Source organism: Frischella sp. Ac48, from assembly GCF_019641635.1.
Classification (GTDB): domain Bacteria; phylum Pseudomonadota; class Gammaproteobacteria; order Enterobacterales; family Orbaceae; genus Frischella; species Frischella japonica.
In genome coordinates this window covers 174,025-194,422 of the sequence record NZ_JAETXP010000001.1, presented here as the reverse complement: position 1 = coordinate 194,422, position 20,398 = coordinate 174,025, and the positions used below count along the sequence as shown (strand labels likewise).

18 protein-coding genes, 1 other RNA gene and 1 pseudogene are annotated in these 20,398 nt (G+C 35.3%); 8 read left to right on the top strand and 12 right to left on the bottom strand.

Annotated features, from left to right (window positions below; all coding sequences use genetic code 11):
* Positions 1–54: 54 nt before the first annotated feature.
* The gene (gene nfsB / locus JMI89_RS00885) at positions 55–699 is read right to left on the bottom strand and encodes an oxygen-insensitive NAD(P)H nitroreductase (protein WP_187755640.1); all 645 of its coding nucleotides are present in this window, start codon (positions 697–699) and stop codon (positions 55–57) included.
* A gap of 361 nt (positions 700–1,060) precedes the next feature.
* Here nfsB and ggt point away from each other — a divergent pair.
* The 7 genes and pseudogenes from ggt to tmaR all read left to right on the top strand — a co-directional run bounded on the left by ggt (position 1,061) and on the right by tmaR (position 9,326).
* Positions 1,061–2,764 (top strand): annotated as a pseudogene (ggt, locus tag JMI89_RS11820) (gamma-glutamyltransferase).
* A gap of 446 nt (positions 2,765–3,210) precedes the next feature.
* Complete coding sequence (gene leuA, locus JMI89_RS00870) at positions 3,211–4,755, top strand: 2-isopropylmalate synthase (RefSeq protein ID WP_220679082.1); 1,545 nt, start codon at positions 3,211–3,213, stop codon at positions 4,753–4,755.
* 57 nt (positions 4,756–4,812) lie between these two features.
* Positions 4,813–5,892, top strand: coding sequence for a 3-isopropylmalate dehydrogenase (leuB, locus tag JMI89_RS00865; protein ID WP_187755637.1), 1,080 nt, complete (start codon positions 4,813–4,815; stop codon positions 5,890–5,892).
* A gap of 75 nt (positions 5,893–5,967) precedes the next feature.
* Positions 5,968–7,377 (top strand): 3-isopropylmalate dehydratase large subunit, encoded by a 1,410-nt coding sequence (leuC, locus tag JMI89_RS00860; protein ID WP_187755636.1) that lies wholly within the window; start codon positions 5,968–5,970, stop codon positions 7,375–7,377.
* A gap of 11 nt (positions 7,378–7,388) precedes the next feature.
* A complete protein-coding gene (gene leuD / locus JMI89_RS00855; RefSeq protein ID WP_220679081.1) occupies positions 7,389–7,991 on the top strand; it encodes a 3-isopropylmalate dehydratase small subunit in 603 nt (200 codons plus the stop codon).
* 345 nt (positions 7,992–8,336) lie between these two features.
* Positions 8,337–8,558, top strand: coding sequence for a methyltransferase domain-containing protein (locus tag JMI89_RS00850; RefSeq protein ID WP_187755762.1), 222 nt, complete (start codon positions 8,337–8,339; stop codon positions 8,556–8,558).
* 447 nt (positions 8,559–9,005) lie between these two features.
* Positions 9,006–9,326 (top strand): PTS system regulator TmaR, encoded by a 321-nt coding sequence (tmaR, locus tag JMI89_RS00845; protein ID WP_187755634.1) that lies wholly within the window; start codon positions 9,006–9,008, stop codon positions 9,324–9,326.
* 62 nt (positions 9,327–9,388) lie between these two features.
* On the opposite strand, the gene yciH is transcribed toward tmaR, so the two are convergent.
* The 11 genes from yciH to JMI89_RS00790 form a co-directional block, all read right to left on the bottom strand.
* On the bottom strand, positions 9,389–9,709 hold the full coding sequence (gene yciH / locus JMI89_RS00840) for a stress response translation initiation inhibitor YciH (protein ID WP_255562832.1): 321 nt from the start codon (positions 9,707–9,709) through the stop codon (positions 9,389–9,391).
* Between the two features lie 9 nt (positions 9,710–9,718).
* Positions 9,719–10,417, bottom strand: coding sequence for an orotidine-5'-phosphate decarboxylase (gene pyrF, locus JMI89_RS00835; RefSeq protein ID WP_187755632.1), 699 nt, complete (start codon positions 10,415–10,417; stop codon positions 9,719–9,721).
* 75 nt (positions 10,418–10,492) lie between these two features.
* The gene (locus tag JMI89_RS00830; protein WP_220679080.1) at positions 10,493–11,503 is read right to left on the bottom strand and encodes a DNA polymerase III subunit delta' C-terminal domain-containing protein; all 1,011 of its coding nucleotides are present in this window, start codon (positions 11,501–11,503) and stop codon (positions 10,493–10,495) included.
* Entirely contained in the window at positions 11,490–12,128 is a 639-nt protein-coding gene (gene tmk, locus JMI89_RS00825) for a dTMP kinase (RefSeq protein WP_220679079.1), read from the bottom strand. The genes JMI89_RS00830 and tmk overlap by 14 nt, the downstream gene beginning before the upstream one ends.
* Before the next feature lie 234 nt (positions 12,129–12,362).
* Positions 12,363–13,373 (bottom strand): SIS domain-containing protein, encoded by a 1,011-nt coding sequence (locus JMI89_RS00820; protein ID WP_220679078.1) that lies wholly within the window; start codon positions 13,371–13,373, stop codon positions 12,363–12,365.
* Positions 13,374–13,399: 26 nt separating this feature from the next.
* On the bottom strand, positions 13,400–14,488 hold the full coding sequence (locus tag JMI89_RS00815) for an SIS domain-containing protein (protein WP_220679077.1): 1,089 nt from the start codon (positions 14,486–14,488) through the stop codon (positions 13,400–13,402).
* A gap of 10 nt (positions 14,489–14,498) precedes the next feature.
* Positions 14,499–15,317, bottom strand: coding sequence for a PTS system mannose/fructose/sorbose family transporter subunit IID (locus JMI89_RS00810; RefSeq protein ID WP_370633694.1), 819 nt, complete (start codon positions 15,315–15,317; stop codon positions 14,499–14,501).
* On the bottom strand, positions 15,307–16,080 hold the full coding sequence (locus tag JMI89_RS00805; RefSeq protein WP_187755628.1) for a PTS sugar transporter subunit IIC: 774 nt from the start codon (positions 16,078–16,080) through the stop codon (positions 15,307–15,309). The genes JMI89_RS00810 and JMI89_RS00805 overlap by 11 nt, the downstream gene beginning before the upstream one ends.
* A gap of 10 nt (positions 16,081–16,090) precedes the next feature.
* Complete coding sequence (locus JMI89_RS00800) at positions 16,091–16,570, bottom strand: PTS sugar transporter subunit IIB (protein WP_187755627.1); 480 nt, start codon at positions 16,568–16,570, stop codon at positions 16,091–16,093.
* A 15-nt stretch (positions 16,571–16,585) separates the two neighbouring features.
* A complete protein-coding gene (locus JMI89_RS00795; RefSeq protein WP_220679075.1) occupies positions 16,586–17,002 on the bottom strand; it encodes a PTS sugar transporter subunit IIA in 417 nt (138 codons plus the stop codon).
* Between the two features lie 201 nt (positions 17,003–17,203).
* Positions 17,204–19,969 (bottom strand): sigma 54-interacting transcriptional regulator, encoded by a 2,766-nt coding sequence (locus JMI89_RS00790; protein ID WP_220679074.1) that lies wholly within the window; start codon positions 19,967–19,969, stop codon positions 17,204–17,206.
* A gap of 268 nt (positions 19,970–20,237) precedes the next feature.
* Between JMI89_RS00790 and ffs the strand changes: the two genes are divergently transcribed.
* An RNA gene (gene ffs, locus JMI89_RS00785) (signal recognition particle sRNA small type) lies at positions 20,238–20,333 on the top strand.
* Positions 20,334–20,398: the final 65 nt, after the last annotated feature.

The following is a 20,398-nucleotide window of genomic DNA, read 5'->3' as shown; positions in this document are numbered from 1 at the left end:
GTGTATGCAACTAAAACTAACCGTGGGTCGATGCGACCCACTTAACGAATATAATTATAAAAAAGTGAAAATTTGTTCTTTTGGTAAGCGTGATTTTGGGCGTTCAGCATTGCCATCGTTTTCAGCCCGATATCCTAATGCAGCGATCACGACACTTGTTAAGCCTTTCTCTTTTAAGCCTAATATTTCATCCATTTTAGTCGCATTAAAACCTTCGATTGGAGTAGAATCGATACCAATAGCGGTAGCTGCAAATAATAATTGGCCTAAAGCAATATAGAGTTGTTTGCTTTCCCAGGCAAGTTGTGACTCAATAGTTTTACTGTTCAGCTCAACAAAATTGTGGCGACCTTGATCTTGCGCTTGTTTTAATCCGACGACGGGAAAACGACCATCTTGTTCTTCTTGGTTAAGTAAATTAGTGAGATGTGCTTCTGTTAATGGTGATCTAGCACAAAAAATAATGGTATGAGAAGATTCGGTAATACGTGGTTGATTAAATTCGGCAACTGCCGGTAAAATTTTATTTTTAGCAATGTCATTATCAATCACAAAGAAATGCCATGGCTGTGAATTAACCGAAGAAGGACTATTTCTTAATACCGTCAACAGCTGTTCAAGTTTATCTTGAGGAATTTTTTTTGTTTTATCATAATGTTTAGTCGTATAACGTGTTTGCGAAATTTCAACGATATTCATATGAAGACTCCTATTTAATATCTGGATTATCATTATAAGTTATTAATAAAATTGATAAAATGATAATCTCACATTTTTTGATGATCCTATTAACTGCGCTTAGCATTAAAAAGATGTTCAACTTATTGTATTTTTTTAAGCCAAATAACACTATTTAAATTATTTAGATTCTTAATGATACGATATTTTGTTTATCATTAAGTTTATTTCAATGTTTAACTACTTTATAAATACTTCTTATTAACCCATCTATTTTGTGTATGCTATATTGATTATTGATTTCATTTCGTTTGATACCTTTTAATAAAAAAGTATTCGCCTGATGAGTCAAACCTTAATAATAATGACATAGGAGGTTCAGATGTCTTATCGCAAGCAAACAATTTTTGACTATTGCAATCTTATCCTATTTTTATTTCTTAGCCAGCAGGTTATCGCTGCGGATAAAATCAACCAACCATTTGAAGTGGGAGCTGTTGCAGCACCAGATTATTATGGCGCACTTGCCGCACAAGAAATATTAAAAAAAGGCGGTAATGCCGCGGATAGTGCCGTTGCGACTGCTTTTGCATTGGCAGTCACTTATCCTGAAGCGGGCAACATTGGAGGTGGCGGATTTATGACGTTATGGATGGAAGGTAAACCTTACTTTATTGATTATCGGGAAACTGCACCCGCTGCAGCCACTAAGGATATGTACTTAGATGAAAATCAAGATGTGATTGAAAATTTAAGTTTATATTCACATAAAGCATCAGGTGTGCCCGGTACAGTAGCCGGCATGTGGGCGATTCATCAGCGTTTTGGTCAGTTACCTTGGTCAGCTGTGCTAGCTCCAGCTATTCGTTTCGCTAATGAAGGTTTTTATGTTGAACAACAACTGGAATTACGTTATCAAGAAGTTTTAAAAGATGCGCCAATTAATGGTAATTTTAAACAATATTTTTCAGGTTTACAGACAGGAAATTTATTTAAACAACCGGAATTAGGTCAGGTATTGATTCGTATTGCTGAACAAGGGCCAAATGGTTTTTATAAAGGAGAAACCGCGAAACTGATTGCTTCACAAATGGCTGAAAATGATGGATGAATCACAGAATCCGATTTAGCCAATTATCAAAGTAATTGGCGTGAACCTTTAATTGCTAATTGGAAAGGGATGCAAATCGTTACAGCGCCGCCACCAAGTTCGGGTGGTATTGGTTTAATCCAATTATTATTAATGAAACAAAATCTCGAGAATGAGTTTAAGGGTGTAGTAGTAAATTCACCCAAATATGTTCATTTATTAGCAGAAATTGAAAAGCGTGTATTTGCTGATCGTTCCGAATATATGGGGGATCCTGATTTTGTAGCGGTGCCAGTATCGCAACTAATCGATCCAACTTATTTATTCAACCGAGCCAAACAAGTTGATCCACAAACAATATCCGTAACAGCAAACGTTCAACCAGGTTTATCTACTAGCCGTGAAAAATTACAGACCACCCATTTTTCAATCGTAGATAAATGGGGTAATGCGGCATCGAATACATATACTTTAAATGGTTGGTTTGGTTCAGCTGTGGTCGTAAAAGGTACTGGTATTATTCTTAATAATGAAATGGACGATTTTAGTAGTAAGCCAGGTATTGCCAATCAATTTGGTGTAGTCGGTAAAGATGCTAATGCAATTGCTCCGAATAAACGACCATTATCGTCTATGACGCCAACGATATTTACCAAAGATAATCAAGTTGTTATGGTGATTGGTACACCGGGTGGCTCACGGATTTTTACTTCTATCTTTCAGGTAGTGGCTAATGTTTACGATAATGGTATGTCATTAAAAGACGCAGTTTATGCACCTCGCTATCATCATCAATTATTACCAAAGAATCTGATTTTTATAGAACGTTTTCAAAATAAATTATCAGAACAATTTAAATCTCAGCTTGAAAAAATGGGTTATGACTTTTATCAACAAGATTTTAGTGGTGATATACAAGCTATTCAAGTCATTGATAATGTACCTCAAGCCGTATCTGATATTCGTGGTCGCGGTAAGTCCATAGTTATCCAATAGAATATTTAGTAAAATGATTGTTGGTTTTATTATATTGGCTAATATAAATTATTCTGTATTTATCTAATTCGCTATTACGATATTTGCAAAATACAATAGTTTTTTATTTTATTCGTTTATAAACTATGTTCTTATTAATAAATTAAAATAATATTAAAACACATGATAAATATTCGTTGACACAATCAGCATGATTTGATAAAAATATCAGCAATCAAATCTTGTACTATTACTGGAATGAAAGTTGTTATGTTGACTAACTTTTTATCACTCGCTCTCAACCTCCTCCTCGCATTGATTTGCGCGGATCGTTTGTTTGTGGAGTAAAGTGATAGTTCAATAGATAACTCGACAAATTAACAATAACCCGCGCTGAAGTGCGGGTTTTTTGTTTTGTTAACTTGAAATACCGTAATAGCGCTACAATATAAAAAAGGAAAAAAACAATGAGCGATCAAGTCATTATTTTTGACACGACATTACGTGATGGTGAACAAGCACTACAAGCGAGTTTAAGTGTTAAAGAAAAATTACAGATAGCATTAGCATTGGAAAGAATGCGTGTGGATGTAATGGAAGTAGGGTTTCCTATTTCTTCTCCTGGTGATTTTGAATCGGTACAAACTATAGCGAAAACGATTAAAGATAGTCGAGTTTGTGCGCTATCTCGTTGTATTGAAAAAGATATTGATGTTGCCGCAGAAGCATTAAAGGTTGCGGATCAGTTTCGCATTCATACGTTTATGGCAACATCGACCTTACATGTAAAAGATAAATTAAAAATGACATTTGAAGATGTCGTTGAACGGGCTGTGCACTGTATTAAGCGTGCACGTAATTATACTAATGATGTGGAGTTTTCTTGTGAAGATGCAGGCCGTACCCCAATTGATAACTTATGTCGGATTGTTGAAGCAGCAATTCAAGCAGGGGCAACCACGATCAATATTCCAGATACTGTCGGTTATACTATCCCTTATCAATTTGGTGGCATTATTCGTACCTTATTTGAACGTGTCCCGAACATTGATAAAGCGATTATCTCTGTTCATTGTCATGATGACTTGGGCATGTCGGTGGCTAACTCGATTAGCGCGATTCAGGAAGGTGCTCGGCAGATTGAAGGCGCGATGAATGGTTTAGGTGAACGAGCCGGTAATACCGCTTTAGAAGAAGTGATTATGGCAATTAAAGTTCGCCAAAATATTTTAAATGTACATACCAATATTAATCATCAAGAAATTTATCGTACCAGTCAGATCGTAAGCCAAATTGCAAATATGCCAATCCCTGCTAATAAAGCAGTGATTGGCAGCAATGCCTTTTCTCATTCATCAGGTATCCATCAGGATGGGGTGTTAAAAAATCGTGAAACATACGAAATAATGACTCCAGAATCAATTGGTTTAAATCAAGTTCAACTCAATTTAACTTCTCGTTCCGGACGAGCAGCGGTAAAACACCGTTTGCAAGATTTAGGTTATCGGGATGAAGATTATGATCTTGATCAAATCTATACTGCATTTTTAGCTTTAGCCGATAAAAAAGGGCAAGTGTTTGATTATGATCTTGAAGCATTAATCTTTATGAATAAGATAAAAGATGATCAGGAGCATTTTTCGCTAGATTATTTTAACGTACAATCAGGGAGTACAGTGGTGTCAACAGCGTCTGTCAGTCTTACTGTTGGTGACAAAAAATGTTCCGATGCAGCTACTGGGAATGGTCCTGTTGATGCCGTATATCAAGCTATTAATCGCATTACAAATATTCCGGTATCGATTGTTAAATATCAATTAGCTTCAAAAGGTCAAGGAGAAAATGCCTTAGGGCAAGTCGATATCGTGGTAGAGCATAATGGTCGTCGTTATCATGGTATAGGATTAGCAACGGATATTGTTGAATCATCAGCAAAAGCGTTAATTAATGCATTGAATAACATTTATCGTGCAGCGATTATTGCCGAAGAAAAACAGCGTTTACATGGTTAATTAATCACGTTATCAATGAAGTTAAATTATAACATATTATAAAAATCGAGGATTATTATGTCACAGTCTTACCATATTGCAGTCCTACCTGGCGATGGAATAGGTCCAGAAGTTATGAAGCAAGCTTATAAAGTGCTTGATGTTATTCGTAACAAATATCAGTTAACAATCACAACCAGTGAATATGATGTAGGTGGTGCAGCCATTGATATTCACGGTTGTCCGTTACCTAAAGCTACGTTAGAAGGTTGCGAGAAAGCTGATGCTATTTTATTTGGTTCGGTAGGGGGGCCAAAATGGACACATTTACCACCTGATCAACAACCTGAACGTGGCGCATTACTGCCATTGCGTAAACATTTTAAATTATTTGCTAATATGCGTCCGGCGAGTCTCTATCAAGGCTTGGAAGAATTGTGCCCACTACGCGAAGATATTGCGAAACGAGGTTTTGACATTTTATGCATGCGTGAATTAACCGGCGGTATCTATTTTGGTTTGCCTAAAGGTCGCGAAGGCAGTGGCGCTCAAGAAAAAGCCTTTGATACTGAAGTATATCATCGCTTTGAAATTGAACGCATTGCCAGAATGGGCTTTGCAGCAGCACAAATCCGACGTAAAAAAGTCACATCAGTTGATAAAGCAAACGTATTACAAACCTCGATTTTATGGCGTGAAGTGGTTACTGAAATTGCAAAAGAATATCCGGATGTTGCATTAGAGCATATGTATATTGACAATGCGACTATGCAATTGGTTAAAGATCCAGCGCAATTTGATGTATTGTTATGCTCTAACTTGTTTGGTGATATTTTATCCGATGAATGTGCCATGATTACCGGCTCTATGGGAATGTTACCGTCTGCGAGTTTGAATGAAGAAGGTTTTGGTTTATATGAGCCGGCCGGTGGCAGTGCGCCTGATATTGCTGGCAAAAACATCGCTAATCCAGCAGCACAAATTTTATCATTAGCTTTATTAGTTCGTTACAGTTTAAAACGCGATGATATTGCTAAAGCCATTGAGCAAGCTGTCAATAATGCTTTAGAACAGGGTATACGTACGATTGATTTAGCTCGTGGTGGTGATTTTGTTTCTACTGATGAAATGGGTGATGCAATCTGTCGTTTAATTTAATATCAAATAAAATTTAAAAAACAGAGGATTGACGTTTACGTTAATCCTAATTAGTGGCAAAAAGGAATGTAAGCAATGTCAACAAATCCTAAAACCTTGTATCAAAAATTATATGATGCACATGTCGTTTATGAAGCAGCAAATGAGACACCTATTTTATATATTGATCGTCATTTAGTGCATGAAGTTACTTCTCCTCAAGCTTTTGATGGTTTACGGGCGATGAATCGCAGAGTTCGTCAACCTCATAAAACATTTGCTACAATGGATCATAATACCTCAACTAAAAGCAATGATTTAAGCGCATGTAGTGAAATGGCACGCATTCAATTAACTGAGTTAGATAAAAATGCCAAAGAATTTGGGATTTCGTTATATGGCTTACAAAGCCCATTACGTGGGATTGTCCATGTTGTAGGCCCAGAGCAAGGAATGACATTACCAGGTATGACTATTGTTTGTGGCGATTCACACACCGCAACACATGGTGCTTTTGGTGCCTTGGCGTTTGGTATAGGGACTTCGGAAGTGGAGCATGTGTTAGCTACCCAAACCTTAAAACAGGGTCGTGCGAAAACCATGAAAATCGAAGTTAAAGGTCAAGTAGCTGAAGGGATTACTGCAAAAGATATCATTTTAGCTATCATTGGCAAAACCACTAGCGCCGGCGGTACTGGTCATGTGGTTGAGTTTTGTGGTGAAGCGATTAAGGCATTATCAATGGAAGGTCGAATGACGCTATGTAATATGGCAATTGAAATGGGTGCTAAAGCAGGTATTGTGGCTCCTGATGACGTTACTTTTGAATATTTGAAAGGTCGGCAATTTTCACCGAAAGGCGAAGATTTTGAGAAAGCTGTCGCTTATTGGAAGACCCTGACAACGGATGAAGGTGCACATTTTGATTCCGTTGTGACATTAGATGGTAAAGACATCGCGCCACAGGTAACCTGGGGGACAAATCCAGGTCAAGTAACGTCGATTGATGCTCAGGTACCGAATCCAAATGATTTTACTGATCCGATCGAAAAAAATTCAGCAGAAAGGGCTTTAGCTTACATGGGGTTAACTGCAGGCACTAAAATCGCTGATATTAAAATTAATAAAGTTTTTATCGGTTCATGCACTAATTCACGCATCGAAGACTTACGTGTGGCCGCTCAAATTGCTAAAGGTCGTAAAGTAGCTGATGGTGTGCAAGCATTAGTTGTTCCTGGTTCTGGCCCGGTTCGAGAACAAGCCGAAGCGGAGGGATTAGATAAGATTTTTATTGAAGCTGGTTTTGAATGGCGTTTGCCTGGTTGTTCGATGTGTTTAGCAATGAATGATGATAAGCTGGCTCCGGGCGATCGTTGCGCATCAACCAGTAACCGTAATTTTGAAGGTCGTCAAGGTCGTGATGCCAGAACCCATTTGGTGAGTCCAGCTATGGCAGCCGCAGCAGCTATTACTGGTCATTTTACTGATATTCGTGAATCATTTTAAGGAGGCTTGTCATGGCTAAATTTACGAAACATACCGGACTGGTCGTTCCTTTAGATGCGGCTAACGTTGATACAGATGCAATTATTCCTAAACAGTTTCTCCAAAAAGTAACGAGAACCGGTTTTGGTAAGCATGCATTTCATGAATGGCGCTTTTTAGATGATGCCGGTCAGCAGCCTAATCCTGAATTTGTACTTAATAAACCACGCTATAAAGGTGCCAGTATTTTATTAGCACGCGAAAATTTTGGCTGCGGTTCATCACGAGAACATGCACCTTGGGCGCTAGCTGATTATGGTTTTAAAACTATTATAGGCTCAAGTTTTGCCGATATTTTTTATAATAATTCGTTTAACAATCAGTTACTTTTGGTTAATTTATCAGAAGAAGAGGTTGATGAATTATTCAAAATTGTTGAAGCCAATTATGGTATTGAGTTTACTATTGATTTAGTTAATGAAGTGGTGATTGCTGGCGATAAGCAATATTCTTTTAAAATCGATGCCTTTAAACGTCACTGTTTATTGAATGGCTTAGATAATATTGGGTTGACCTTGCAACATGAAGATGCAATTAGTGCTTTCGAAAATAAAATTCCGACCTTTTTAACATAGCTAAACCAAGGGCGCTTATCGGCGCCCAACGAAAAGAAATGACCATGACAACACATCCCGATAATGTCAAACAATAATTTGGCGAACAGGCTAACGGCTATTTAACCAATAACATCCATGCTCAAGGATATGATGCTGCCTATTTAGCGGATTTTTTTATAGATTATCCTGATGCTGAGTAGCTCAATATGGGGGAAAGGGATCTAAGCAAATCAGTTTTATTGCTCGCAGCATGTTAAAATTGTCACGGCTTATGATCATTGCTAATGAAATGTAATCTGTTCCCTCACAAACAGCCAAAGAACGTGGTTTTAACAATATTACTTTTGTATAAGGTTGTGCTAACTGCAACCGTTCGCCAATAAGCGATTTGATCAGGTTGTTAGTCGTTATTCGGCACTCCATTGGGATGATGTAGATAAAAGTTTGCGAAAATTGCATCGAATTATTCAACCAAATAGCAGATTAATTATTAAGGTTCTGGTTTCTCCAGACGATCTAGTTGGTTACAAACAAGGTGCCTTGCGTGATACTTTTCATGTTCGTGACTACACGCCGGATGATTAATTAACTATGTTGACCGAAGCTGGTTTTACGGTTGATAATAATCAACGGTATCACTTGTTTTTAAATTTTTGATAGCTGGGTGAGGCGTACGCGAACACGCGCTTTACAAGTGGATGCCATTCCGAGCGACCAGCAAAGTGCAGCAGTATTTTGATTTACAATCCGATGGCTCTTTTATCTCGGATATGATGATTGTTAAAACACAAAAGATAGTTTAATTTGCGCGCTATAAAATTTTTATGATTTGCGAGTGAACATGATGGTTACGCTAAAGTTAATGGTTATCGTTGGTATTCAGTAATAGATTTATTTTTGCTAGTGCGATTAATTTATCATTTTAAGTAATTGCTCATAGCTATTGTAATTTATTCCACTTTAATCACTAACTAGTATATACTGATCACAATATTTATTTTTTATAATTTTTTGATATTAAGGGGTTAGCTAATGGAAAAAGATAATGCAAAAAAACCTTCATTTCAGGATGTTCTAGAATATGTGCGTTTATCTCGTCAATTAAATAAGCTAAAACGTGAAATAACTGATAACGAAAAAAAAATTCGTGATAATCAAAAACGCGTTTTATTACTTGAAAATTTGAGTGAATATATCAAACCAGAAATGAGTTATGATGAAATTCAAGCGATTATCGCCAATATGAAATTAGATTATGAAGATCGTGTGGATGATTTCATTATTAAAAATGCAGAAATTTCCAAAGAGCGTCGAGAAATTTCAGCAAAAATGCGTGCTAAAGGCAGCCATTAATCAATTGCAAAAACCAAAACTACTGTTTTGGTTTTTGCATTCGGTTTATAAGACAAATATTATTAACCACCAGCTAATTTAACCTTAAAGCCTTTCTGTTCTAATAGCTGTTTTAAAAGATCACGTTTGTCACCTTGTATTTCAATCGCGCCATCTTTTACACTACCCCCACAACCACACTTCTTTTTTAATTCAGCGGCGAGTTTAGCGATATCCTGATCATTAAGATCAAACCCAGTGATAACACAAACCCCTTTACCTTTACGACCGGCAGTTTGTTTTTGAATACGTATAAAACCATCACCTTCTGGGCGAGCAGCGGTTGTCGATTGTTGCTTAACGCGTCCGATTTCCGTTGAATATACCAGTGGATTTTCTACCATACTAATGCCTTATTTTAAATCCAATGTTGCCATTATATCTTTAAGTGTTTTTTGTGGATCGGGTGATTGAGTAATTGGCCGACCAATAACTAAATAATCAGAACCTGCGGCAATGGCGCGTTGCGGTGTCATAATGCGACGCTGATCATCGGCTGATGAACCTGCCGGACGAATACCCGGTGTTACCAATTTGAATTGGCTACCTAAACGAATTTTAAAACTTTGTACCTCTTTAGCTGAGCAGACGACGCCGTCAAGTCCGCAATTTTTAGCCAATACCGCTAAACGAGTTGCTTGCTCTAATGGTGATGCATTAATACCAATTTCGCGCAAATCAGCTAATTCCATACTGGTTAAAACGGTTACAGCAATTAATAAAGGAGCATCTTTTCCATAATGATAAAGCGCATCTTTAGCAGCCTGTAACATTCGTGCTCCACCGCTGGCATGAACATTTGTCATCCATACGCCTAAATCTGCTGCGGCGGCCACGGCTTTGGCTACGGTATTAGGGATATCATGAAATTTTAGATCAAGAAAAACATCAAATCCTTTATTTTGAATTAATTTAACAAAATCAGGGCCAGCTAGGGTAAATAGCTCTTTACCTATTTTTAGTCGACAATCTTGGGGATCAACGCGATCGATAAAATTCCAGGCTGACTTTGTATCAGGAAAATCAACGGCAACGATGATTGGGGATGGCATATACAAATTTCCTTATTCTAAAAAAATTATTGTTAGAATTATAGCAAAAATCTTATAAAATTGCAGACAAATCCCTTATGCATTAAGAAGTATTTCTGATTCTGCTAATAGATTGCTTATGATTAAATCTTGATTAAGTCCTGTCATGGTCATCAATTGATGACGGGCATTATTCCATATGCTATAAAGTTGAATAATAGTTTCATTACCAAAGCTGGCGATAAGTCTCACTAATGGCACATGGTCACGATTTATGATAAAACGTCCCGATTTATGCCGCGCTTTTAAAGCATCGACGAGCAAAGTATTAACCCAATGTAAACGGATCAAAACATCTTCTTGATTAATGAAATCATGACGTAATTCCCATAAATCTTTTTCAGTAAGATTACGATAAAGATGGTTATAAAATTGTTGTCGGTTTTGCCAATGTTCAGAATCTAGTAAAGACAATGCCGCTAAAGGAGCATTCTCATTCAGTAAGAGTGCGGTTGCTAATTCATTATCATTGAATTGGTTAGTTAAAACATGTTGTTTAAGCCAGATACTGGCATTTTCCAAATCTGGCATATTTACAAAATAACTTAGACAACGACTGCGAATAGTAGAAAGTAACTGTCCATCATGTCGATCAGAAAGAATAAAATAACTATTTTCAGGTGGTTCTTCAAGGGTTTTAAGTAAAGCATTAGCGGCTGCTTCAGTCATTAATGATGCAATTCTAATCCAAATAACTTTATTGCCACCTTGTTGTGCTCGTTCATAAACTTTAGTAATAGTTTGCCGAATTTGATTGATTCCGATTGAAGATTTGCCTTTTTCTAACTCAACACGGTAAAAATCAGGATGATTGTGTGCTAAGAATAATTGACAACTATGACAATGATAACACGGTTGATTTTGCTGTGGTTCAAGACATAACAACCGCATCACCAACTTGTTAATCAGATCATCTTCTCCTGAACCGCTGATATACTTTATCAATAATGCATGATGAGCACGATGTTGTATTAAAGGTAAAGTTAAATCCTGATAAGCATTAACTAACCATGGTTGCAAATCTATCTGAACTTTACTGATTACCATGCTTAATTAACCATGTCTTAAGGGTTTGTCTAATCATTTGTGTTACTTGTTCTAATGGTTGAGATGCATCAATAGTTATAATCGAGCTATCATGTTGTGCTAATTCCTGATAACGATTACGCACACGATCAAAAAAGATTAGTGACTCTTGTTCTATACGATCCAACTCACCACGTGCCAAAGCTCGTTTTAGGCCTAATTCTGGCGGAATATCCATGTATAGAGTCAAATCAGGTTTAAAACCATCTAAGACATTTTCGCGAAGTATTGTCATAAATTGGTTATCGAGTTGACGACCACCACCTTGGTAAGCTTGTGTTGATAGATCATGCCGGTCACCAATTACCCATTGATTTTTTGATAATGCCGGCTTAATTACATTATCAATCAATTGAATCCGCGCAGCATAAAACATAAGTAATTCAGCTTTTGCTGTGAGTGGTTCATTATCAAGACCATTTTTAATCAGGTTACGTAGTGCTTCAGCAATCGGAGTACCACCGGGTTCACGGGTATAAACAAGATCGAAAATACGGTTTTGCTTCAATACATCTGCAACGGTTTTTATAGCAGTGGTTTTACCAGCGCCTTCAAGTCCTTCAATGACAATAAACTTTCCTGACATAATTTGCTCTCATTTTACCAATCAGTCTGATTATACAATAAATCTACTTTTAAATGTTTATTTTTGTTTAAGTGTTGTGAATAACTTGTGAAGTTTAAACATAAAAATAGTCAGCTTTGTATCTTAAGTTGATGGATTGATCGTAAATTTAGTCTATTGAATACAATTAGAAAAATGCAGTAAGCGATGATCAAGCTTACCGCATTGCTTAAAATCAAATGGTCAGACTAAATATTAATAGTCAAATTGACGATAATAACGTCGGATATCTAAACTATGTCCTGTATAGCTTTCAAAGTGTGCTGCTAATCGATCAACCAATAAGGTTGAAGAGATGGTAGGAGCCAGAATCCATCGGAATTTGTCATCAATTTGATGCAATGGGAAATCTTTGGTATCAATTACGACTAAATTATCTGTTACTTTTTGGGCGAATCGCTCGACACGATCATCCAGTACTCGTGCTTTTCCTTCCCCTTTAACTAAAAATAATGGTTGTTCTTTATCGACCAATTCAAGCGTACCATGGAAGAATTCTGAAGCGCTAACAGCTTTGGTTTTTAACCATTGCATTTCTTCTAAAATACACATTGAGAATAGATAAACTTCACCCCACATCTCGGCACCACCAACCCAAATCATATAATTACTTTGGTAATATTTTTTAGCGATTTCATCGGCTTTTGGATCAAATTGTTTTTTAGCTGCAAGTAAGTTTTGTGGTAAATACTCTAACTGTTGCCCAAATTGCTCGTAATCTGCAAAATCACCACGCAGATGGAGTAATTTAAAGAATAACCAGAATAATAGCATGTATTCAAATTCTACCCCATTTTCATGGCGCATTGGAATGTGCCAGTTGGCTGCCTGAGCAAGATTTGAATCTGATTTTTTAGTGATCGCAACGACTCGAATGCCTTGTTCTCTGCACCATTTAGCAATCGCAACGGATTCTTTGGTATCACCTGATTTGGATAAAGTGATAACAATAGAGTCTTTATTGAGTCTTTTATTACCTTTAATTAATAATTCAGCAGCTTGTTCGATATAAATAGGTGCGTCGGTGACTTCTTTGGCTATTTCACCGATGACCATCATAGGAGCCAAACTTCCACCAACGGAAGCGAAAAAGATATTACTATAGCCTTGTTGGTTAATTTCACTGGCAACTTGTTCTGCAATCGGACGAGCTTCAATAATTAATTTTTCACTTGTTTTATATTCATCTTCTTTAAAACTTAACATAATTCTCTCCTTAAATTTCTTTTTGTTCAGATTTTACTTTTAAGCACTTTGTCAAAATCGTCAAAAATACGAATCCTTAAATCGATATTTTTGGCTTCAGCCACATGGTAGGCGAGTATTTGTAAGGGAATAACGGTTAACAACGGTGTAAAATGATGATCAACTTTAATATTGATATTGAGATTATTATTTAGCGACAAACTATTACTTATCGCGATGGTAAAAGTTTCTCCTACATAACTTGAAATGTAATTTTTTAAGCTTAGTGAACGATCATATTGTCCGTTATCATGATAACTATCTTCGATAAAAAATAAACAATGTTGTTTGTTGGCTTCCAAATAAGGGCCATGCATATAGGCCTCAAGTTCATATCCTGTTGATGGTAGTCTTACTGTTTCGGTAAATTTTGTTTCAAACTCTTTAGTAACGCCAAATAAAGCACCATAACCAATTGCTATAAAACGATTATAGTTGACCAAAGCAGCTCGATGTTGATTAAAAAAGGCTAAACTTTGTTCAATAATTCGCGGAATCATTTGACCAATTTGTAATAATTGTTGAATACATTTATCGTACTGCTCATGGGTTAAAACATTATTTTGTTTTCCCATAATTAATGCCATTAAATAGAGATTTAATACGGTCATTAAAAAACCTTTGGTCACAAAACCCACTGTTTCTATACCACAGTTAATATCTAATAGATAATCAGTTTTGTCACAAATAGGGCTTTGTGTATTCGCGGTCAAGACAAAGATTGGAATATTGACAGCTTTGATTTTATCTAACGCATCAATCGTTGATGCACTTTTACCACTTTGTGAAATAGCTATTACTAAATCTATTTGTGTATCAAGATTTTCATAGTAATTGAAATTGAACGGTTCTTTAATTTCAACTAAAATATTAGCTTTATTTTCTAAACAGTATTTTGCGCACAATGCGGCATTATATGAGGAACCGGTTGCTAAGATTAGACAGCGTTTAATCTTATGGTTCTGACTAAATTCAATAAAGGATTTAAGTTTAGTTTGATATTGACTTAAAACGGTATTGAATACTAATGGTTCTTCATTAATGTAAGTCATCATGGTATGGACATAGTTTGTCATGATTTACCTCTTACAAGATGCCAAAATAGGAACAAAGAATGCCAAAAATAGCCATACCGGCGATAATCGTTAATGGTTTAGCTTGTTTCTTTAATAACCAAAATACAATACCAAAGGTCGTTAATGGTAATAAACATGGCATGATGTCATTAATAATATTTTGGACACTAGTTTGTGAATCACCGGTAGTAATTAAAATTGGTATTTCAATTTCAATCATAGAAGCAGTCATGGCACCGACCACCATTAACCCAATAATAGATGCGCCATAGGTGAGGGTTTGCATCATACCACTTTGCTGAATTTTGTCTAAAAATCCAGTACCCAATTTATATCCTATTCCTGTTAAAATATAACGGAATAAGATGTGGGGAATATTAAATATTAAAATAAATAAAATTGGTCCAAGTGCGTTACCATTAATTGCCAAACTGGTTCCGATGCCGGTCGCAATTAAACGCAATGTTCCCCAAAAGAATGAATCACCAATACCGGCAATGGGCCCCATTAACGAAGTTTTAATGGTATCAATTGAAGTATCATCAAAATCTTTTTCAGTAGCATTTTTTTCTTCCATCGCGGTAGTGATGCCTAACAACAGTGTGACGATGTGTGGCGTAGTATTAAAAAATACTAAATGACGTTTTAAGGCTTTTGCTAAATCTTCTTTTTTAGTATAGAGTTTTTTAAGTACCGGTATCATAGCATACACATATGCCAAATTCATTTGTCGCTCATAATTCCAGGAGAATTCCATTTGAAATGAACGCCAAAATACTCTTCTTAAATCTTGTTTAGTAATTAATTGATTTTTATTCTTAGAAGTCATCATCTTGTTCATTTAATTCTCCTTGTGATTGAACAACAGGTTGAGGTTTTGTTAAACTCACCATGATTACCGCAATAATTGCACCAAAAATTGCAACACCTGTAACTGGAATTTTTAAGTAAGCCATAATGACAAAACCTAAGAAGAAATAAGGGGCTACTTTATTGTTAATGATTAATTTAGCTAACATTGCAAAACCGAGTGCTGGGATTATACCCGTTGCAACAGTTAATCCATGTTTAATGAATTCAGGGATCTGCTCAAGCAATGCTTTAACTGTATTACTTCCAACTGAGAATGAGAAAGTAACAATTAACGCAAGCATAAGCGATAAACCAAAACCAGATATCAAATGCATTCTCGCCACACCATTTGCATTGCCCTGTTCAGCATATTGATCTGCTTTATGACTAAGTAAAGGAATGAAAATTCCCAAATAAATATTTTTTAGGATTAATGTCAAAGTAGCAATTGGTAATCCGAGGAGTAATGCTGTTTCTTCTCCGGCGCCTGCTGTAATAGCAAATGCGGTACCTAATACTCCGCCAGTAACGACATCCGGTGGGATTGACGCACCAACTGAGAATGAACCAATAAAGGCCAATTCAAGATAAGCTCCCATTGTTACACCTGATTGTACATCACCCAAAACCAAACCAGTAAGAAAACCAGTAACAATGGGGCGGGAAAGAAGTGAAGTACCTAATGCATATTCTGATTGTGCAATAAATGCGACAACACCTAAGAGAATAGCTTCTAACATTGGGATCTCCTTATTGTATATTGATACAATCGCTAATGAGTTGTTTTCTATCATTAGGAACGATGCGAATTTCTATCTCTTTACCCATTTGATGAAGTTCTTTTAAATATTGCACTTCTTCATCAGTGATATTGATTGTCTTTGAGATATTTTGGGTGTTGTCTTTGGGTTTGGTTCCTCCCAAGTTGATGTGATTTATATCAGGAATATCTTTACTTAATCGATAAGCATCCGTCACCGATTCAACCACAATAAAAAGTTTATATTTATCGGTCACGCCACTTTTAAGAGCCTCGACGGAATCGGTGATATTTTTGATCACTAATTTGATTTCTGGTGGTCTAGCTAATTTAATGGTTGTTTTGCGTAATTCGTCATTAACGACACTATCATTAGCGATCAGAATACAATCAGCGCCCAAATATTGGGTCCAGGAAAATGCCACTTGACCGTGTAGTAATCGATGGTCAACGCGTAATAGTTTAATCATGAATTTACCCCCTTTCTAAAAATCGTTATCAGCAATTGCACAGTGCTTTAGTGTTTGATTACAATATTGAATAGATTGTGTTGATGATTTAATTGCTTCTTCAATTAAAATGGCAACTGGTTCGTTATTTGTTAATAGTTGGATCATTAATGATAAGTTTAGTCCAGCTATCAGATGGATATTCGTGTTAATTAGATATTTCATAATTTCGTTATTAACGCTGCCACCAAAAATGTCTGTAACGATTATGATTTCGTCATCGGTCGCGAATTGACGCATAAATTGGTTTACTGATTGAGTAATGTCTTCATTACCTTTTACATAAGCGCAGAAACTGAACAGATTAGGTTGTGAGCCAAGAATAATTTCTATGGCATTTTTCATACCTTGAGCTAAGGTTCCATGACTGGCCATAATAAAATGTCTACCCATTCGTTATCCTCTTTATCCCTATTTGGCGAATTATTTACAGCGATTTATTGGTTAGCCACGAAATCGCCATGCTTAATCCATAATTTATTCAATAATTGAAAACATGAGTTTGTGTTATTGTTTTGGTATATTAATAAACGCAAAAAGCGTGCCAGAAATTCTGGCAATTTTGCTGGAAAAGGGAAATGAGGTCGGCAAGTCTTATGGTAGCTTTGAAAACTCAGTTTTATGTTTAATAATGTCTTGAATATACAATAATTCAACTTCAGGTATTTTGACACTATATACTGTTTCAATGACACTACATGCTTCTTTTATCTGTTCTAACGAAATTTTTTGACACTGAGAATGATTTTGATAAAGATGATTTTCAAGTGGAACATTACGAACTAAGCGTTCAATTAAACAACTTAAATGAATATAAAGGGCAATTTTTTTATCGTTGGATAACGATTGATGAGTAATGATTTCATAATGATGAATACATTGTTCAATATAATTAATAACTTTGCTGCTATCTAAAATTGTAACTGATTCAATTACCCGTTCTAAAGAAAAGTTTTTAATCATGCGATTATTGATTTCTTGAATCGTTTTGCGGTCGATTTGTTTAAATAGCGATAGTAATGTTGTATTACTATTACCAGAAACGAGTTCTTCTAATGAAATAAATGGTATATCGCTAATACTTGGATCTAATGTGCCGACTATAGCAATCACATTATATAATAAAAAAATTGTGTCAGTACCTTTGTCACGATCTAATGCTTCAAAGTCATAGGCAATAATTTCAATATCCAGTATGCTGGATATACTGTCAGTAAGTAATGATTTAATTTTATTAGCCGTGCCTATCCCCGTCGCACAGGTGGTAATAATGGCTTTTGGTTTGTTATGATTCGGATAAATAATATTATGTTCGGGAATATTTTGTGGAATAACTTCTTCAATGATTTTTTCTAGATAAGCATGTTGCAGAATTAAGCTGCCAATATTTAAAGCAATCTGAGTTGAAACATTATTAATGATGGCAATCGGGCTAGTGATTGTATGGGGTAAAAATTGATAAATGTCTTTTAATGATCCCATATCGACTAATATCAATAATCCATGTGATATATCATGCCGTTCAATATAATCAATGACTTTATTAGCAATTTCTTGTGGTTTTATATCAATAGGCATGTCAAAAGCTTCAAAAATATTTTTTTCGAGTAATCGATTTGCAACGTTAGCAATACTACTTGCAGTAGCATAACCATGAGCTAGAATTACAGCTTTAGTAAAACCGTTATTGTCAAAAGCGCCCATTTTATTTAAATATAGTGTTAGTATGATGTGATCAATGGGTTGAGCTTGAATATCAATTTTACTTTCAATTGCTTGAAATAACTGCTTTACTAATCGATGAATTTGAGGGGTTTTCTTTTTTAGTGTTTGCTGCAGTGAGTTGATAGTGTCATGAGTAATTTGATTAAATTGAAAATTAAAATTTGCCCGATAATAAAGGTAATAACTTATTGCACAAATATAATTACCATTAAATTGAATATTAAATGTTTGCTCTAAATATTGTAATTCATTAGTAATATGATTAATGATATAACTTATAATCTGTTGATAATGTAGATTTTGGGTTTCAAAAATAAGTTTATCAAAAAGATGATCAATCTCCTCAAGCATTTTGCTTTCATTTTGATGGTTTAATTCGTGGGATGAAGGTGTGTTTGTAAACAGTGTAAATAATCGAATATAAGTATCATAGATCATCTCATATATTGGATTATGGTAATGTTCTAAATAACTTAAATCAGTGTTTTGATCTAATTCAATATTCGTTGTATTAATTGGGGTTGTTTGAATGAATTGTTGATTGATAAATTGTTGTGGAATATCATAAATTGTAATTTTAATCACATCTTGACAAGTTTGTTTTGCAAATGCACTGGCAACGGTGTTTTTTATCACATTTTCTAATGAACCTATGTTACCTATGAATTGTTGATTTTTTAGATTAGCTAGCGTTTGCGGAGATATAGATAATTTACGTTGTATAAGTTTGGCTTCATTTTGGAACATAAAATAAATCAATTGCTCTTTTTCTTGTTTAGTGCGATTTTCAAGATCAGGAAGTACGACTTGAACTGGAATACGTCTTAAAAAGGTACGAATAAAATGTTTATTGAGATTTTCAGTTGTGGCAAATATTAATCTTACTTGTAATTGAATATTATTTTTAGTATCGCCCATGCGATTGATAATACCGTTATCTAAGAAAGTAAATAATTTTTCCTGATTTTCACCATTTAAGCGATGTACTTCGTCAAGGAATAAAATTCCACCATTAGCATGTTCAAATGCCCCTTCCTTTGCATTATCGGCACCAGTAAAAGCACCTTTGACATAACCGAAAAGATTGCTAGTTAACAATTCTGGATTATTAGCATATTGCGCACAATTGAAGACAATAAACGGCGCATCCGTATCAATCAGTCGATTAATCGTACAATACAGGTGAAGTAATTTAGCCAAATAACTTTTACCAGTACCACTTGAGCCCGATATTAATAATGGTAATCCACCATTTGGGTATATCATCGCCATTTTTAATTGCTCAATTGGTTTTTTTAGTGATTGATTATGACCAATTATCAATGAAAATAAATCGTTTTCATTCTCATTTAATGGTTTATTGGCAAATAGGTCAGATACATTTTGAAATTGATAATCGGTAATATGAAAAAATTGTTTTTCAAAAGCAGATTTATGTAAAAAATAAACCGGTCTTGATATGATTTTGATAACTTTATGTTGGGTCACTAATTCATTAAGATATAAACTGGCTGTATTACGTTTGATCTTAAATTGAACGGCAATATGACTAGCTGTAAAAACGTTACTGATATTTTCAGGATCAAAAAAAGGGGTAAGGTTGGCTAAGTAATTAAGAATTTTTTGTTTTATCATTACTGTATTCCATGAATATATTCTTTTACGAAAGGCAGTCTTATTCGCCAGATATGCATGACGATAACAATTATTGACAAATTAATAATATAATTGTTTAGTGATAAATCTAATCTTTTTTTATATCATTTTCTAAGCTTTATTCTTTATTTTTGCTAAATTGATCACTTTTTAGTATTACGCTAGTCTATTTTCTAGGCAAATAGAAATTGTAAGTTGTGTTTTTCGCTATTTTAAAGGATAATAAGCTCACTATCTATGGAGTTTCTATGGGTTCTCTTGCAACATTTTCTTGCTCATCTGGTCAGGTCCGGAAGGAAGCAGCCAAAGTAAGTTTTATGTGTGTGGGAAGTGGCTGATAGGGACTCCACCAAATTTTATCCCTCTCATCTAAGTTTTACTATTTTTCACAAACCATCAATTTTGAAT

Coding starts and splice junctions, on each gene's coding strand:
- JMI89_RS00820 (WP_220679078.1), bottom strand. CDS start 13,373: ATGTTAAGTTTTAAAGAAGATGAATATAAAACAAGTGAAAAATTAATT.
- nfsB (WP_187755640.1), bottom strand. CDS start 699: ATGAATATCGTTGAAATTTCGCAAACACGTTATACGACTAAACATTAT.
- JMI89_RS00805 (WP_187755628.1), bottom strand. CDS start 16,080: ATGTTAGAAGCTATTCTCTTAGGTGTTGTCGCATTTATTGCACAATCA.
- tmk (WP_220679079.1), bottom strand. CDS start 12,128: ATGTCAGGAAAGTTTATTGTCATTGAAGGACTTGAAGGCGCTGGTAAA.
- JMI89_RS00800 (WP_187755627.1), bottom strand. CDS start 16,570: ATGATTAAACTATTACGCGTTGACCATCGATTACTACACGGTCAAGTG.
- JMI89_RS00810 (WP_370633694.1), bottom strand. CDS start 15,317: ATGACTTCTAAGAATAAAAATCAATTAATTACTAAACAAGATTTAAGA.
- JMI89_RS00830 (WP_220679080.1), bottom strand. CDS start 11,503: ATGGTAATCAGTAAAGTTCAGATAGATTTGCAACCATGGTTAGTTAAT.
- pyrF (WP_187755632.1), bottom strand. CDS start 10,417: ATGCCATCCCCAATCATCGTTGCCGTTGATTTTCCTGATACAAAGTCA.
- leuA (WP_220679082.1), top strand. CDS start 3,211: ATGAGCGATCAAGTCATTATTTTTGACACGACATTACGTGATGGTGAA.
- leuD (WP_220679081.1), top strand. CDS start 7,389: ATGGCTAAATTTACGAAACATACCGGACTGGTCGTTCCTTTAGATGCG.
- tmaR (WP_187755634.1), top strand. CDS start 9,006: ATGGAAAAAGATAATGCAAAAAAACCTTCATTTCAGGATGTTCTAGAA.
- leuB (WP_187755637.1), top strand. CDS start 4,813: ATGTCACAGTCTTACCATATTGCAGTCCTACCTGGCGATGGAATAGGT.
- leuC (WP_187755636.1), top strand. CDS start 5,968: ATGTCAACAAATCCTAAAACCTTGTATCAAAAATTATATGATGCACAT.
- JMI89_RS00815 (WP_220679077.1), bottom strand. CDS start 14,488: ATGACAAACTATGTCCATACCATGATGACTTACATTAATGAAGAACCA.
- yciH (WP_255562832.1), bottom strand. CDS start 9,709: ATGGTAGAAAATCCACTGGTATATTCAACGGAAATCGGACGCGTTAAG.
- JMI89_RS00795 (WP_220679075.1), bottom strand. CDS start 17,002: ATGGGTAGACATTTTATTATGGCCAGTCATGGAACCTTAGCTCAAGGT.
- JMI89_RS00790 (WP_220679074.1), bottom strand. CDS start 19,969: ATGATAAAACAAAAAATTCTTAATTACTTAGCCAACCTTACCCCTTTT.